At 72.8% G+C, this 13,573-nt stretch carries 15 protein-coding genes; 8 read left to right on the top strand and 7 right to left on the bottom strand.

What is annotated here, in order from left to right; all coding sequences use genetic code 11:
* Positions 1–83: 83 nt before the first annotated feature.
* The gene (locus tag AB0O82_RS08410) at positions 84–518 is read right to left on the bottom strand and encodes an SseB family protein (RefSeq protein WP_107452894.1); all 435 of its coding nucleotides are present in this window, start codon (positions 516–518) and stop codon (positions 84–86) included.
* 283 nt (positions 519–801) lie between these two features.
* On the opposite strand from AB0O82_RS08410, the gene AB0O82_RS08405 reads away from it, so the two are divergent.
* Positions 802–2,631, top strand: coding sequence for an acyl-CoA dehydrogenase (locus AB0O82_RS08405; protein WP_363581448.1), 1,830 nt, complete (start codon positions 802–804; stop codon positions 2,629–2,631).
* A gap of 399 nt (positions 2,632–3,030) precedes the next feature.
* On the top strand, positions 3,031–4,341 hold the full coding sequence (locus AB0O82_RS08400; RefSeq protein ID WP_363581446.1) for a M18 family aminopeptidase: 1,311 nt from the start codon (positions 3,031–3,033) through the stop codon (positions 4,339–4,341).
* A 66-nt stretch (positions 4,342–4,407) separates the two neighbouring features.
* On the opposite strand, the gene AB0O82_RS08395 is transcribed toward AB0O82_RS08400, so the two are convergent.
* On the bottom strand, positions 4,408–6,237 hold the full coding sequence (locus tag AB0O82_RS08395; RefSeq protein ID WP_363581444.1) for an NHL domain-containing thioredoxin family protein: 1,830 nt from the start codon (positions 6,235–6,237) through the stop codon (positions 4,408–4,410).
* Between the two features lie 123 nt (positions 6,238–6,360).
* Between AB0O82_RS08395 and AB0O82_RS08390 the strand changes: the two genes are divergently transcribed.
* On the top strand, positions 6,361–6,615 hold the full coding sequence (locus AB0O82_RS08390) for a hypothetical protein (protein WP_363581442.1): 255 nt from the start codon (positions 6,361–6,363) through the stop codon (positions 6,613–6,615).
* 33 nt (positions 6,616–6,648) lie between these two features.
* Here the strand turns inward: AB0O82_RS08390 and AB0O82_RS08385 are convergent, their stop codons facing one another.
* Entirely contained in the window at positions 6,649–7,158 is a 510-nt protein-coding gene (locus AB0O82_RS08385; protein WP_363581440.1) for a GNAT family N-acetyltransferase, read from the bottom strand.
* 91 nt (positions 7,159–7,249) lie between these two features.
* Here AB0O82_RS08385 and AB0O82_RS08380 point away from each other — a divergent pair, with 91 nt between their 5' ends.
* The 3 genes from AB0O82_RS08380 to AB0O82_RS08370 all read left to right on the top strand — a co-directional run bounded on the left by AB0O82_RS08380 (position 7,250) and on the right by AB0O82_RS08370 (position 8,990).
* Complete coding sequence (locus tag AB0O82_RS08380) at positions 7,250–7,738, top strand: LURP-one-related family protein (protein ID WP_363581438.1); 489 nt, start codon at positions 7,250–7,252, stop codon at positions 7,736–7,738.
* A 121-nt stretch (positions 7,739–7,859) separates the two neighbouring features.
* Positions 7,860–8,282: a DUF350 domain-containing protein gene (locus AB0O82_RS08375; protein ID WP_363581436.1), complete on the top strand. Its 423-nt coding sequence runs from the start codon at positions 7,860–7,862 to the stop codon at positions 8,280–8,282.
* Positions 8,283–8,420: 138 nt separating this feature from the next.
* The gene (locus AB0O82_RS08370) at positions 8,421–8,990 is read left to right on the top strand and encodes a GNAT family N-acetyltransferase (protein WP_363581434.1); all 570 of its coding nucleotides are present in this window, start codon (positions 8,421–8,423) and stop codon (positions 8,988–8,990) included.
* A 75-nt stretch (positions 8,991–9,065) separates the two neighbouring features.
* Here the strand turns inward: AB0O82_RS08370 and AB0O82_RS08365 are convergent, their stop codons facing one another.
* From AB0O82_RS08365 to AB0O82_RS08355, 3 genes are read right to left on the bottom strand one after another with little or no spacing between them, the layout of a single operon-like run.
* Entirely contained in the window at positions 9,066–9,470 is a 405-nt protein-coding gene (locus AB0O82_RS08365; RefSeq protein WP_363581432.1) for a PIN domain-containing protein, read from the bottom strand.
* The gene (locus AB0O82_RS08360) at positions 9,467–9,742 is read right to left on the bottom strand and encodes a PhdYeFM domain-containing protein (protein ID WP_350880629.1); all 276 of its coding nucleotides are present in this window, start codon (positions 9,740–9,742) and stop codon (positions 9,467–9,469) included. The genes AB0O82_RS08365 and AB0O82_RS08360 overlap by 4 nt, the downstream gene beginning before the upstream one ends.
* Positions 9,743–9,801: 59 nt before the next feature.
* Entirely contained in the window at positions 9,802–10,857 is a 1,056-nt protein-coding gene (locus AB0O82_RS08355) for an aldo/keto reductase (protein WP_363581429.1), read from the bottom strand.
* Positions 10,858–11,082: 225 nt separating this feature from the next.
* Here AB0O82_RS08355 and AB0O82_RS08350 point away from each other — a divergent pair, with 225 nt between their 5' ends.
* Together AB0O82_RS08350 and AB0O82_RS08345 are read left to right on the top strand one after the other, a co-directional pair.
* Entirely contained in the window at positions 11,083–12,081 is a 999-nt protein-coding gene (locus tag AB0O82_RS08350; RefSeq protein WP_363581427.1) for an NAD(P)/FAD-dependent oxidoreductase, read from the top strand.
* Between the two features lie 112 nt (positions 12,082–12,193).
* Complete coding sequence (locus AB0O82_RS08345; RefSeq protein WP_363581425.1) at positions 12,194–13,102, top strand: class I SAM-dependent methyltransferase; 909 nt, start codon at positions 12,194–12,196, stop codon at positions 13,100–13,102.
* A gap of 45 nt (positions 13,103–13,147) precedes the next feature.
* Here the strand turns inward: AB0O82_RS08345 and AB0O82_RS08340 are convergent, their stop codons facing one another.
* On the bottom strand, positions 13,148–13,459 hold the full coding sequence (locus tag AB0O82_RS08340) for a metalloregulator ArsR/SmtB family transcription factor (RefSeq protein ID WP_063348348.1): 312 nt from the start codon (positions 13,457–13,459) through the stop codon (positions 13,148–13,150).
* Positions 13,460–13,573 lie beyond the last annotated feature (114 nt).

Here is a 13,573-nt window from a genome sequence, read left to right as displayed (position 1 = left end):
TTAGTTCAATTCTCAACAACAAGCAAGTTGAAAGTTGAACCATATGGCGACGAAGGAGCGCGGGGCTCCTCCTCCAGGATGGGTCAGCCGTACATGCGGCGCATGGTGAAGTCGACCATCTGCTCGACCGCCTTGGCGTCGAACACCATCCGGTGCTCGCCCTCCATGTCCAGCGCGAAGCCGTAGCCGGTCGGCAGCAGGTCCAGGACCTCGGCGCCGGTGACGGTGAAGTGCTTGGAGTCCTTGCCGGCGTAGCGGCGCAGCTCCTTCAGCGAGCTGAACATCGGGATCACCGGCGTCGGCGTGTTGTGCAGCGCCAGGAAGCCGGGCCGCTCGCCGCGCGGGCAGTGCACCTTCGAGGTGATGAAGATGGCCTGGAAGTCCTCGACCGCCATCGAGCCCGTGGTGAACGCCCGGACGGCGTCCGCCAGCGACGGCGGGGAGGGTTCGGGGTAGAGGGACTGCTGGGACGCCTGCGACTGCGCGCCGTAGGCGTCGGGGCCGGGCATGCCGTTCATGCCCGGCTGCGGACCCGCCTGCTGCTGGTAGGGGTCGCCCGGGTATGCGTTCTGGTCATATCCGTACACACGGACAGGCTATCGGGAGCGCACCCGCCCGTGCGGGCGTCGATCCTGACAAGGACTGGTCGTCCCGACTTGTGGGACGTGACCACGTTCATAGCGGATTCACCGCCAGGGGCTTGCCCAAGTTACCGCTGGGTAGCATCATGATGCGTACTGGTGGGTACGGGGCGCCCGAACGCGGCGGTCTCCCGGAAGCGACGAACCGGAGAAAACGGCCATGGGTCACTACAAGTCCAACCTGCGGGACGTGGAGTTCAACCTCTTCGAGGTGTTCGGTCGCGAGCAGGTCTACGGCTCCGGACCGTTCGCGGACATGGACGTCGAGACCGCGAAGAACATCCTGAGCGAGATCTCGCGCCTCGCCGAGAACGACCTCGCCGCGTCCTTCACCGACACCGACCGCAACCCGCCGGTCTTCGACCCCGAGACCAACACCGCGCCGGTCCCGGCCACCTTCAGGAAGAGCTACCAGACCTACATGGACGCCGAGTGGTGGCGTCTGGGCATCCCGGAGGCGATCGGCGGCCAGGTCACCCCGTCCTCCCTGATCTGGGCCTACGCCGAGCAGGTCCTGGGCTCCAACCCGGCCATCTGGATGTACTCCTCCGGCCCCGCCTTCGCCGGCGTCGTCCACGACGAGGGCACCGAGGAGCAGAAGAAGGTCGCCCAGCGGATGACCGACCGCCTCTGGGGCGCCACCATGGTCCTCACCGAGCCCGACGCGGGCTCGGACGTGGGCGCCGGCCGCACCAAGGCGATCAAGCAGGAGGACGGCTCCTGGCACATCGAGGGTGTGAAGCGCTTCATCACCTCGGGCGAGCACGACATGTCCGAGAACATCATCCACCTGGTGCTGGCGCGCCCCGAGGGCGGCAAGCCCGGCACCAAGGGCCTGGGCCTGTACATCGTCCCCAAGTTCGACTTCGACTGGGAGACGGGCGAGCTGGGCGAGCGCAACGGCGCCTACGCCACCAACGTCGAGCACAAGATGGGCCTCAAGGCCTCGAACACCTGCGAGATGACCTTCGGCGCCAAGCACCCGGCCAAGGGCTGGCTGCTCGGCGAGAAGGTCGACGGCATCCGCCAGATGTTCAAGATCATCGAGTTCGCCCGGATGATGGTCGGCACGAAGGCCATCGCCACCCTCTCCACCGGCTACCTGAACGCCCTGGAGTACGCCAAGGAGCGCGTGCAGGGCGCCGACATCTCGCAGTTCCTGGACAAGACCGCCCCCCGCGTCACCATCACCCACCACCCGGACGTGCGCCGCTCGCTGCTCACCCAGAAGGCCTACGCCGAGGGCATGCGCGCGCTGGTCCTGTTCACCGCGTCCGTCCAGGACGACATGGTGGCCGCCGGCCTGCGCGGCGAGCGCGACGAGGCCGCCGAGCGCCTCAACGACCTGCTGCTGCCGATCGTCAAGGGCTACGGCTCCGAGAAGTCCTACGAGCAGCTCGCCCAGTCCCTGCAGACCTTCGGTGGCTCCGGCTACTTGCAGGAGTACCCGATCGAGCAGTACATCCGGGACGCCAAGATCGACACCCTCTACGAGGGCACCACCGCGATCCAGGGCCAGGACTTCTTCTTCCGCAAGATCGTCAAGGACGGCGGCCAGGCGCTCACCGCGCTGTCCGAGCAGATCCAGAAGTTCCTCGGCGCGGCCGAGGGCGGCGACGCCCTGGCCGCCGAGCGCGAGCTGCTCGCCAAGGCCGTCGGCGATCTGGACGCCATCGTGGGCAAGCTGCTGGCCGACCTCACCTCGGTCGAGCAGGACGTCAAGAACATGTACAAGGTGGGCCTCAACACCACCCGCCTGCTGCTCGTCTCCGGCGACGTCGTCGTCGGCTGGCTGCTGCTGCGTCAGGCCGCGGTGGCGCTGGCCAAGCTGGAGGCCGGCGCCTCGGAGAAGGACGTCCCGTTCTACCAGGGCAAGGTCGCGGCGGCCCGCTTCTTCGCCAAGAACGTCCTGCCGACCGTCGCCCCGCAGCGGCTGATCGCCGAGGGCATCGACAACGAGATCATGGACCTGGCGGAGGAGGCCTTCTGAGGCCCTCGCCCCACCCGTCACCCGCCGCGGTGCCCCCAGGGGCGCCGCGAGGGGCGTGACACCTCTCCGACCGCCTGACAGCACCCTCACGTCGAAGGGCCCGGCTCCCGCCGGGCCCTTCGACGTTGCGGCCCGTCCGCCCCGCACCCGTCGCCGAGTTCGCCCATTTCGCACCCGTTGTTCGGGGGCCTCAGGCGCCGGGCCCGGCATGGCGATGACCGTCCGCGACCGGCGCGGATCTCTGGGTGTACGGAGTTCGGCGCGGCGTCACTTCACGGTTGTGTCCTCGTTCTGCATCCGTTGGGAGGTTCCGAATTCCCTGTCCGTGTACGGGCATATGCTCAAGGTGCGAAGCCGACTCCCCATCCGGCTTCAGCCCTCCCTCGACTCAGGAGCAGTATGTCGACCGCCGCCGCCCGCCAGGCATTCTTCGACCGGACGCACAGCGACGATCTGATCGCGTTCCTCGGCACCTCGCCGTCCCCGTACCACGCGGTCGCGAGCGCCGCCGAGCGGCTGGAGAAGGCAGGCTTCCGGCAGGTCGCCGAGACCGACGTCTGGGACGGCGCCGCCGGCGGCCGTTACCTGATCCGGGGCGGCGCCCTGATCGCCTGGTACCTGCCGGAGAGCGCCCGCCCCGAGACCCCGTTCCGGGTGGTCGGTACCCACACCGACTCGCCGAACCTGCGGGTCAAGCCGGTGCCGGACACCGGCTCGGCCGGCTGGCGCCAGGTCGCCGTGGAGATCTACGGCGGTGTCCCGCTGAACACCTGGCTGGACCGTGACCTCGGGCTCTCCGGCCGCCTCGCGCTGAAGGACGGCAGCTCGCGGCTCGTCCAGCTGGACGAGCCGCTGCTGCGGGTGCCGCAGCTCGCGATCCACCTGGACCGCCAGGTCAACGACGGCATGAAGCTCGACAAGCAGCGCCACCTCACCCCGATCTGGGGCCTCGGCCCGGTCGACGAGGGCTCGCTGATCTCGTACGTCGCCGAGCGCGCGGGCGTGGACGCCGCCGACGTGGCCGGCTGGGACCTGATGACGCACGACGTCCAGCCGGCCGCCTACCTGGGCCGCGACCGCGAGCTGCTGGCCGGCCCGCGCCTGGACAACCTGCTGTCCGTCCACGCCGCCACCGCCGCGCTGGCCGCCGTCGCCTCCGCCGAGGACGCCGCCGACCTGCCGTACATCCCGGTGCTGGCCGCCTTCGACCACGAGGAGACCGGCAGCGAGTCGGACACCGGCGCGCAGAGCCCGCTGCTCGGCAACGTCCTCGACCGCACCGTCCACGCGCGCGGCGGCACCCCGGAGGACCGCGCCCGGGCGCTGGCCGGGACGATCTGCCTCTCCTCGGACATGGGCCACGCCGTCCACCCGAACTACGCCGAGCGGCACGAGCCGGGCCACCACCCGCTGCCGAACGGCGGGCCGATCCTCAAGGTCAACGTCAACAACCGCTACGCGACCGACGGCGTCGGCCGGGCGGTGTTCGCGGCCGCCTGCGAGAAGGCCGGCGTGCCGTGGCAGTCCTTCGTGTCCAACAACGCGATGCCCTGCGGCACCACCATCGGCCCGATCACCGCGGCGCGCCTCGGCATCAAGACGGTGGACTGCGGCATCGCGGCGCTGTCCATGCACTCGGCGCGCGAACTGTGCGGCGCCGAGGACCCGTACCTGCTGGCCAGCGCGATCAAGGCGTTCCTGGAGGGCTGATCCCCCCTCAACGGCGAAGGGGCCCGGCGGAGTACGCTCCGCCGGGCTCCTTCCACGCCGGACGGGCTACTCCAGGCCGGCGAGCACCAGCGGCAGCCGGCGCGCGCCGTCGGCGACCAGCTTCACCGGCACGCCCCAGTCCTGCTGGTGCACGTGGCAGGCCGGGAACTCGATCTCCGGATCGTCGTCGCAGGACGCGGCCATCGCCGAGACGTGCAGCACGCCCTCGGCGACCTCCTCGGAGAGGACCAGCTCGCGCGAAAGGTCGCTGTCCGCGCCCGCTCCGGAGACCAGCAGCTCGGGCGGGGTCGCGCTGACCAGCAGCCGGGTGGACGGGCCGTACCGTTCGTCCAGCTTCTGGCCGCTCGGCGCCGAGAACACCACGTCCAGCCGGAGCGCGCCCGGCGCGACCTCGGTGGCCGCCCGCCGGGTGCGGTGCGCGACCGACTCGACCCGCACCGCCTCCTCCGGCAGCCGCAGCCTGGTCAGCCGGTGCCGGGCCGACTCGACGACCACGATGTCCCCGTCCACCAGGACCGCGCCGGACGGCTCGCGCAGGTCGGTGGCCAGCGTGGTGACCTCGCCGCTCGCCGGGTCGAAGCGGCGCAGCGCGTGGTTGTAGGTGTCGCTGACCGCCACCGAGCCGTCCGGCAGCACGGTGACGCCCAGCGGGTGCTGGAGCAGCGCCTGCGCGGCCGGGCCGTCCCGGTGGCCGAAGTCGAAGAGGCCGGTGCCGACGGCGGTGTGGACCGTCCCGGTTCCACGTGCCCCCTCCGATCGGCTGAGCCAACGGATCGAGGAGGTCTCCGAGTCGGCCACCCACAGCCGCTCGCCGTCCGCCGAGACCGCCAGACCGGACGGCTGGGCGAACCAGGCCTCACCGACGGGCCCGTCCACCAGGCCCTCGTTGGTGGTGCCGGCCGCGACGCCGACCGTGTCGGCGGCCGGGTCGTACGCCCACAGCTGGTGCACGCCGGCCATCGCGATCCACACCCGGCCGTCGAACCAGGCGACGTCCCAGGGCGAGGAGAGGTCCACCTCGCGGGCCGGGCCCTCGGTCGCCGAACCCTGCCACCACTGGCGGCCGGTGCCCGCCAGCGTGGTCACGGAGCCGTCCGCCAGCCGCACCCCGCGCAGCGCGTGGTTGACGGTGTCGGCCACGATCACGTCGTAGTCCGAGCCCTCCGGCAGCAGTGCCAGCCCCTGCGGCTCGCTGAACCGGGGGCTGGTGCCGTCCACCAGGCCGCGCTGCCCGTCGCCGATCCGGCGGACCACCGTCTCGCCGTCCTCGGCCAGTTCCACCAGCGAGTGGTGGCCGGAGTCGGCGACCAGGAAGTGCCCGTCGGGCAGCCGGACCGCCTTGCCCGGGAACTTGAGGTCCCCCGCGGTCGGCTCCGGCGCCACGTACGGGCCGTCGCCGCGGCGCAGCGTGCCCTTCGCCGCGTGCTCGGCCTCCAACTCCTCCACCAGCCGCGCGATCGCGTGCGCGTGGCCCTCGCCCGCGTGCTGGGCGACCACGTACCCCTCCGGGTCGATCACCACCAGCGTCGGCCAGGCCCGCACGGCGTACTGCTTCCACGTCGCCAGCGCCGGATCGTCCAGCACCGGGTGGTGCACCTCGTACCGGGCGACCGCGTCCACCACGGCCTGGTGGTCCGCCTCGTGCACGAACTTCGGCGAGTGCACCCCGACGATCACCACGGTGTCCCGGTGCTTCTCCTCCAACTCCCGCAGCTCGTCCAGGACATGCAGACAGTTGATGCAGCAGAACGTCCAGAAGTCCAGGACGGTGATCTTGCCCCGGAAGTCGGCGAGCGTCAGCTCCTTGCCACCGGTGTTCAGCCAACCGCCTGCCCCGACCAGTTCGGGGGCGCGTACACGTGCACGAGATGCCATGCCTGTATCCAACCGCATCGTGGTCGGGCGGCATTCCGGGGCGGCGGTCGTGGTGGGGGCGCGGTCGGGGGTGGTGGGCGTGTCGGAGGGGTGGGGGCCGGGGTTCGTGCTGTCGTTGGCCGCATGATCACCTCACCCCTGCTCCGGTCGGCCCTGACGGTCGCGACCGCTGTCCTGCTCGCCACCGGTGCCGGCGCCGCTTCGGCGGCGGCCGCCCGGCCCGGTCCGCGTGACGTCACCGCGGAGCAGTGCCAGGACGCCGGGGGGTGGGTGGAGGGCTCCGGGTACTGCGTGGGGGCCGAGGGCGACGACGACTGGGGGCAGCCGATCGACGGGCAGGCCATCAACCCGCATCCGGCGCCGGGCGAGGAGGACTGAGGGCGCCAGGGCCGGGTCCGGGTCAGGGCCGGGTCAGGGCCGGGGGAGTTCCGCCTGCCAGCGGGTCTCGCCGTCCTGCTGCTCGCCGGTGGGGGTGAGGCCGAGGGCCCGGGCGACGGCGGCGGAGGCGTGGTGGTCGGGGTGGATGTGGGCGGTGACGGTGCTGACGCCGGTGGCGGCGAGGTGGGAGAGCAGGGCGCGGGCGGCCTCGGTGGCCAGGCCGCGGCCCTGCCAGGGGGTGCCGACCACCCAGGCGAGTTCGGCGGCCCCGGGGCGGACGGTGGTCTGGACGTAGCCGGTGAGGCGGCCGTCGGCGCGCAGCCGCAGCGCCCAGTTGCCCCAGGTCTCGGCGGGGTCGGGGGAGCCGGCGGCGAGCCGGGCGTAGCGGACGCGCAGGTCGTCGGCGGTGGCCGGGGAGCCGCCGGTGAAGGCGTGCAGGGCGGGGTCGGCGAGGGCGGCGGCCAGCTCCTCGGCGTGCTCGGGGCCGATCGGGAGGAGGTCGAGGCGCTCGCTGTGCAGCGGGGCGGCGGGGTGGGGACGCATGCCGCCATTGAACGCCCGTGTGTGGCGGTGCTTCCCGGCGGGTGGGGGGATCGGGTCGAATGGGGGTCACGTCGACACGGAGGAGGCCGCTGTGCGGTACCTGGTCAGGGAGAAGCTGTTCGCGGTCGGAGACGACTACTGGATCGAGGACGACCGGGGCCACAAGGCGTACCTGGTGGACGGCAAGGTGTTGCGGCTGCGGCACACCTTCGAGCTGAAGGACGCGCACGGGCGGGTGGTCGCGGTGGTGAAGGAGAAGGCGTTCACCGTCCGCGACGCGATGAAGATCGAGGACGCCGACGGCGAGGTGATCGCGACCGTCCGGGAGAAGCTGTTCACCCCGTTCCGCGACAAGTACCTGGTGGAGCTGGCGTCCGGCGGCGAGCTGAAGATCCACGGCAACCTGATCGACAAGGACTACCGGATCGAGAACCACCACGGCGACGACCTCGCCCGGATCTCCCGCAAGTGGTTCCGGATCCGGGACACCTACGGCGTGGAGATCGCCGACGGCGCCGACACCGGCCTGCTGCTCGCGATCGCCGCCTGCGTCGACCACCTGGTGCACGAGGAGCACTGATCCCCACTGACGTCAGGGGTCCTGCTTCCCCGGTCCGCCGCCCGCCCCGGTGGGGTATCTTTTGCCAACCCTTGACCAGGCCGGTCGGGGATCGGCGAGCGGACCGGGGGCTGGGACCACGATGAACGACATCCTGCACGGGCTCGGCGCGGCAGCGGCCTACGGAGCCCTCGGGGTGGTGCTGCTGCTCCTCGGCGTCGGCCTGGTGGACCTGTTGACGCCCGGCAGGCTCGGCCACCAGATCTGGGTCGAGCGCAACCGCAACGCCGCCGTGCTGCTCAGCTCCGCGCTGCTGGGCATCGGCGGCATCGTCTTCACCGCGATCATGTACACCTACGCGGACTTCGCCAAGGGCCTGGTCTCGACCGCCTGCTACGGCCTGCTCGGGCTGGTGCTGATGGCCGTCGCCTTCTGGGCGGTGGACCTGCTGACGCCCGGCAGGCTCGGCGCGATCCTGGTCGAGCCGGAGCCGCACCCGGCGGTCTGGGTCTCGGCCAGCTGCAACATCGCGGTCGCGGCGGTGGTGTCGGCCGCGATCGCCTGACGGTCCGCCCGAGCGCCTGGGCGCGCCCGGCCGCGTTCGGCTGATGGAGCGTCGGCCGACGGTCGGCGGTGGCGGTGAGGATCCGACCGGGGTCGCCGACCTGCTGCGGCGGTGGGGCCCGGCCGGTAACGTACCGGCATGGCTGACCTTGAAGAACGCGCCAACGTCGTCGCGTCCGGCTCGCGGCAGGCCGGGGCAGGGGTGTCCGTCCGACGGCGCCGCGTCACCGACCTCGCCGACTGCGTCCGGGTGCTCGGCGACGTCCACGCCACCGACGGCTACCCCGCCGACTGGCCCGACCGCCCCGCCGCCTGGCTCACCCCCGGGGGCCTGCTCGCCGCCTGGGTCGCCGAACTGGACGGCCGCCCGGCCGGCCACGTGGGCCTCTCCCGCAGTGCCCCCGGCGACGTCGCCCCCGGTCTGTGGAGCCGCCGCACCGGCGGCCGCCCGGAACTCACCGCCGTGATCGGCCGGCTCTACGTCGCCCCCACGGCGCGCGGCCACCGGATCGGCGCACAGCTGGTGGCGTCCGCCGTGGCGCACGCGCGGGCGCTCGGCCTCCACCCCGTCCTCGACGTCCTCGCCACCGCGGCCCCGGCGAACGCCTGCTACCGCCGCCTCGGCTGGACCTGGCTCGGCAGCGGCGAACAGCAGTGGGCCGCCGACCGCACGGTCGTGGTCCACTGCTTCGCCGCCCCGAGGGAGTAGCCGGCTCCCCGCGGGCGGCCGGTGGCGGCGACCCGTCCGGAAGTGGCGACGGCACCACTGGAGCGGGGCCGTTCGTCACACGGGGATGACGTCGACGCCCTGCTCCAGGCCGACGAAGTCGCCCGCGTTCCGCGTGTAGAGCGGCAGGCCGTGGGCGGCCGCGGTCGCCGCGATCATCAGGTCCATGCGGCGGGGGCGGGGGTCCCGCCTGGCCTGGATCGTGAGGGCGACCAGGGTGCCGAACCGCCGAGCTGCCTCGCGGTCGAAGGGGAGGGCGGCGAACTCCGCCTCCACGTCCGCGAGTCGCTGGGCCCTGGCCATCATCTGCACCGGGTCCTTGGCCATGGCGACGCCCTGGGCGAGTTCGGCCAGCACGATGGACGACAGCGCGGCGTCGGCCGGCAGGAGCTGTGGATCGATCTGCGGCAGATCGATCACGACGCAGGTGTCGAGCAGTCCGCGTCGGCGTCGCTCGGTCACTTCCGCTCCCACGGGTCGTCGCCGCCGATCCGGTCCTCATCGCCGTAGAAGGCGTCGGCTTCCGCGCGCATCTGCGTCGCGTCGACCGTCGGCGCGTTCCGCCACTTTCGCTGGAGTTCCTCGACGGGGACGAATCGGCGGCGGCTGCTGATCGGCCGGACTTCCGCGATCTCGGTGCCGTTGCGAGTGATGTGGTAGATCTCGCCGGCTTCGACATCGTCGAGCACGGCCTTGGACCGCGCTGCGAGTTCGCGCTGCGTGATGGTCTTCATGGGGCAAGTGTATCGCGCCGTAATGCACCGTGTCGCACTGGCGGGGGAGACCGGTTCGGCTATCCGGCCGGTCGGTCCGTGGTGGGGCGGCGGCGGAGGGCGGGGGTGGTGACGGACGGGGGCTGCCAGACGCCGTCGGGGTGGTAGACGTCGGTGCCGGGCGGGACGATGGCGTCGATGCGGTCCAGGGTGGCGTCGTCGAGGACCAGGTCGGCGCCCTTGAGGGCAGCCTCCAGCTGGTCGTGGGTGCGCGGGCCGAGGATCACCGAGGTGACAGCGGGGTGCGCCAGCGGGAAGGCCACGGCCAGTTCGGGGAGGGTGCGGCCGAGATCCCCGGCGAGGGCGGTGAAGGCCTCGACGGCCTCCAGCTTGGCCGCGGTGGTGGGCAGCGTCGGGTCGAAGCGGCCCGGGTTGATGGTCGGGCGGCCGGTGGTCAGGTCGGCCGGGCGGTCCTTGCGGTAGCGGCCGGTGAGGAAGCCGGAGGCGAGCGGGCCCCAGGTCAGTGCGCCCATGCCGAGCCGCTGGACGACGGGCAGCACGTCGCGCTCCACGCCGCGGGCGAGCAGCGAGTACGGCGGCTGCTCGGTGCGGAAGCGCGGCAGGGCGCGGCGTTCGGCGACGTGGTGCGCGTCGACGATCTGTTCGGCGGGGAAGGTGGAGCAGCCGAAGGCGCGGATCTTGCCGGACCGGACGAGGTCGCCGAGGACGGACAGGGTCTCCTCGACGTCGGTGGTGTGGTCCGGCCGGTGGATCTGGTAGAGGTCGATCCGGTCGGTGCGCAGCCGGCGCAGGCTGTCCTCGACCGCCCGGAGGATCCAGCGCCGGGAGTTGCCGCCGCGGCCGCGGCCCTCGCCCATCGGGAAGTGCCCCTTGGTGGCGAGCACGATCTCGTCGCGGTCGCCGCGGGCGGCCAGCGTCCTGCCGACGATCTCCTCGGACTCGCCGGCCGAGTACATGTCGGCGGTGTCCACGAAGTTGATGCCCCGGTCGAGCGCGGTGTTGATGATCCGGGCGCAGTCGTCGTGGTCGGGGTTGCCGACGGAGCCGAGCATCATCGTGCCGAGGCAGTAGGTGCTCACTTCGATGCCGGTGCCGCCGAGGACGCGGTATCGCATGGTGCTGCTCCCCCTGGTGGTGGGTCGGTGGTGCGTCAGAGGCTAGGAGTTGGAGTGCACTCCATGGCAAGGGTCGGTCCGGATCCCCGTCCACCGGGGGGAGTCCGGGCCCGTGGCGCGGAGCGGGCGGGCGGTGGCCGGTCGGGGTGCATCGTTTGCGGAAACGGCAACAAAGCTTGCCGATACGGCCGGTCCGGTCGCAGCCTGGCGGTGGAGGTGAGCGCCATGGGCGACACGATGAGGACGGCAGGGCCGACGGCCCCCCGGGACGACTACGACGCGGTGGTGGTCGGCGCGGGTGCGGCCGGGCTGAGCGCCGCGCTGGTGCTGGGCCGGGCCCGGCGCCGGGTGGCGGTGGTGGACGCGGGCCAGCCGCGCAACGCCCCCGCCGCCCACATGCACGGGTACCTGAGCCGGGACGGCATGCCCCCGGCGGCGCTGCTGGAGGTCGGCCGGGCGGAGGTCGCCGGCTACGGGGTCGACCTGATCGACGCCCGGGCCGACCACGTCGAGGGCGTCGCGGACGCCGAAGGCGCGGGGACGGGCTTCGCCGTCCACCTGGCGGGCGGCCCCGTGCTGCACGCACGCCGGGTGGTCGTCGCCACGGGTCTGCGCGACGGGCTCCCGGAGCTCCCGGGCCTGCTCGAACGCTGGGGCCGCGACGTGCTGCACTGCCCGTACTGCCACGGCTACGAGGTCCGCGACCGCCCGCTCGGCGTGCTCGGTACCGGCCCGGGCGCGGTCGACCAGGCGCTGCTGCTCCGGCAGTGGTCCGCGGACGTCGTCCTGATCACGCACACCCTCACGCCGACCGGGGCCGAGCGGGAGCGGCTCGCCGCCCGCGGCGTCCGGGTCGTCGAAGGCCGGATCACCCAGCTGGTGACGGACGCCGACCGGCTGCGCGGCGTGGAACTCGCCGACGGCCGGGTGGTGCCGCGCGAGGCCGTGTTCGTCTTCCCGCAGCCGGTGCCCCGGGACACGCTGCTGTTCGGCCTGGAATGCGTCCGGGACGAGAACGGCTGGGTCACCACCGACCGGGCCGGCCGCACCAGCGTCCCCGGCGTCTGGGCGGTCGGCAACGTCGCCGACCCGCGGGCGCAGGCCGTCGTCGCCGCCGGGATGGGCGCTGCGGCGGCGTTCGACCTCGACCACGACCTCGTCGCGGAGGAGATCGGACAGGCGGTCGCCGAACACCGCGCGTCCGGCGCCGCCGTTCCCGCCTGAACGGGGGAAGCTCCCCCGGCACCTTCGTCCGGCGTCACCCATCCGCCCGCGTCACCCGTTCGACCGGCGTCACCCGTCCGACCTTCCGTCATCCGCGATCGGAGAACCCGCGATGTCCGAACACCAGCACCAGCACCAGCACGGCCAGGGCCACCAGCACGGGCACCACCACGGCGACGTCCCCGCCGCCGACTTCGACTGGGACGCCCTCGCCGCCCACCTGGAGCGGGAGGCCGAACTGCGCGCCCCCGCCATCACCGGGGCCGCGCAGTGGCTGCGGTCCCTGCACGCCGAGCCCGGCGGGGTGCGGCGGGTCCTCGACGTCGGCAGCGGGCCCGGGGTGATCGCCGGACTGCTCGCGGACGCCTTCCCCGAGGCCGAGACGGTCGCCGTCGATCAGTCGGCCGCCCTGCTGGAGCGCGCCCGAGCCCGCTCCGGCGGCCGTCTGAGCACCCAGCAGGCCGACCTGCCCGCCGAGTTCGGCAAGCTCGGCGAGGCCGACCTGATCTGGTCCGGCAACGCGATCCACCACCTCGGCGACCAGCAGGCCGCCCTGACCTCCCTCGCCGCGACGCTCCGGCCCGGCGGCCTGCTGGCCGTCGCCGAACGCGGCCTGCCGCTGCGCTACCTGCCGCGCGACTTCGGCCTCGGCCGGCCCGGCTTCCAGGCCCGGCTCGACGCCGTGCACGAGGACGGCTTCAGCACCATGCGCGCCGAACTGCCCGGCGCCATCGAAGAGGTGGAGGACTGGCCGGCCATGCTCACCCGCTCCGGCCTGACCCCCAGCGGCACCCGCACCTTCCTGATCGACCACCCGGCCCCGCTCGCCCGCCCCGCCCGCGAGCACCTCCACACCCAACTCGCCCGTCTGCGCGACCAGCTCGCCGACAACCTCGCCCCGGAGGACCGCACCACCCTCGACGCCCTCCTCGCCGAGGACACCCCCACCGGCATCCTGAACCGCCCGGACGCCTTCTTCCTCTCGGCCATGACCGTCCACACCGCCCGCAAGGCCGGCTGACGGCCGCAACCGCCCCGGCCGCAGCAGAGGCCTACAGGCAGGGGCCTACAGGGTGTGGCCGAGAGCGGTGATGAGGGCGGCGATGCGGGCCTCGTCGCGGCGGTAGTGGGTCCACTTGCCGATGCGGGTGGCGCGGACGAGGCCGGCGCGCTGGAGTTCGGCGAGGTAGGCGGAGACGGTGGACTGGGCGAGGCCGGCCTTGGCCTGGATGTGGCTGACGCAGACGCCGACCTCGCGCGGGTCGGCGACCGCTTCCTCCAGGGGGAAGTGGCGTTCGGGTTCGCGCAACCATGCCAGCAGTTGCAGGCGCGTCGGGTTGGCGATCGCCCGCAGGGCGGTGACCAGGTCAACATCCATGGCTGGAAGCGTACCGGCGTGTGACAGCAGGGCCTCGGCGAGCCGACGCCGGTCAGTGGGGCAGTGCGGTGTCGCCCGGTGGGGTGCCGATGACCTGGGCGAACCATCGGTGAT

The organism is Kitasatospora sp. NPDC088264 (genome assembly GCF_040685715.1).
GTDB lineage: Bacteria > Actinomycetota > Actinomycetes > Streptomycetales > Streptomycetaceae > Kitasatospora.
This window is presented reverse-complemented; position numbering and strand designations above follow the sequence as displayed.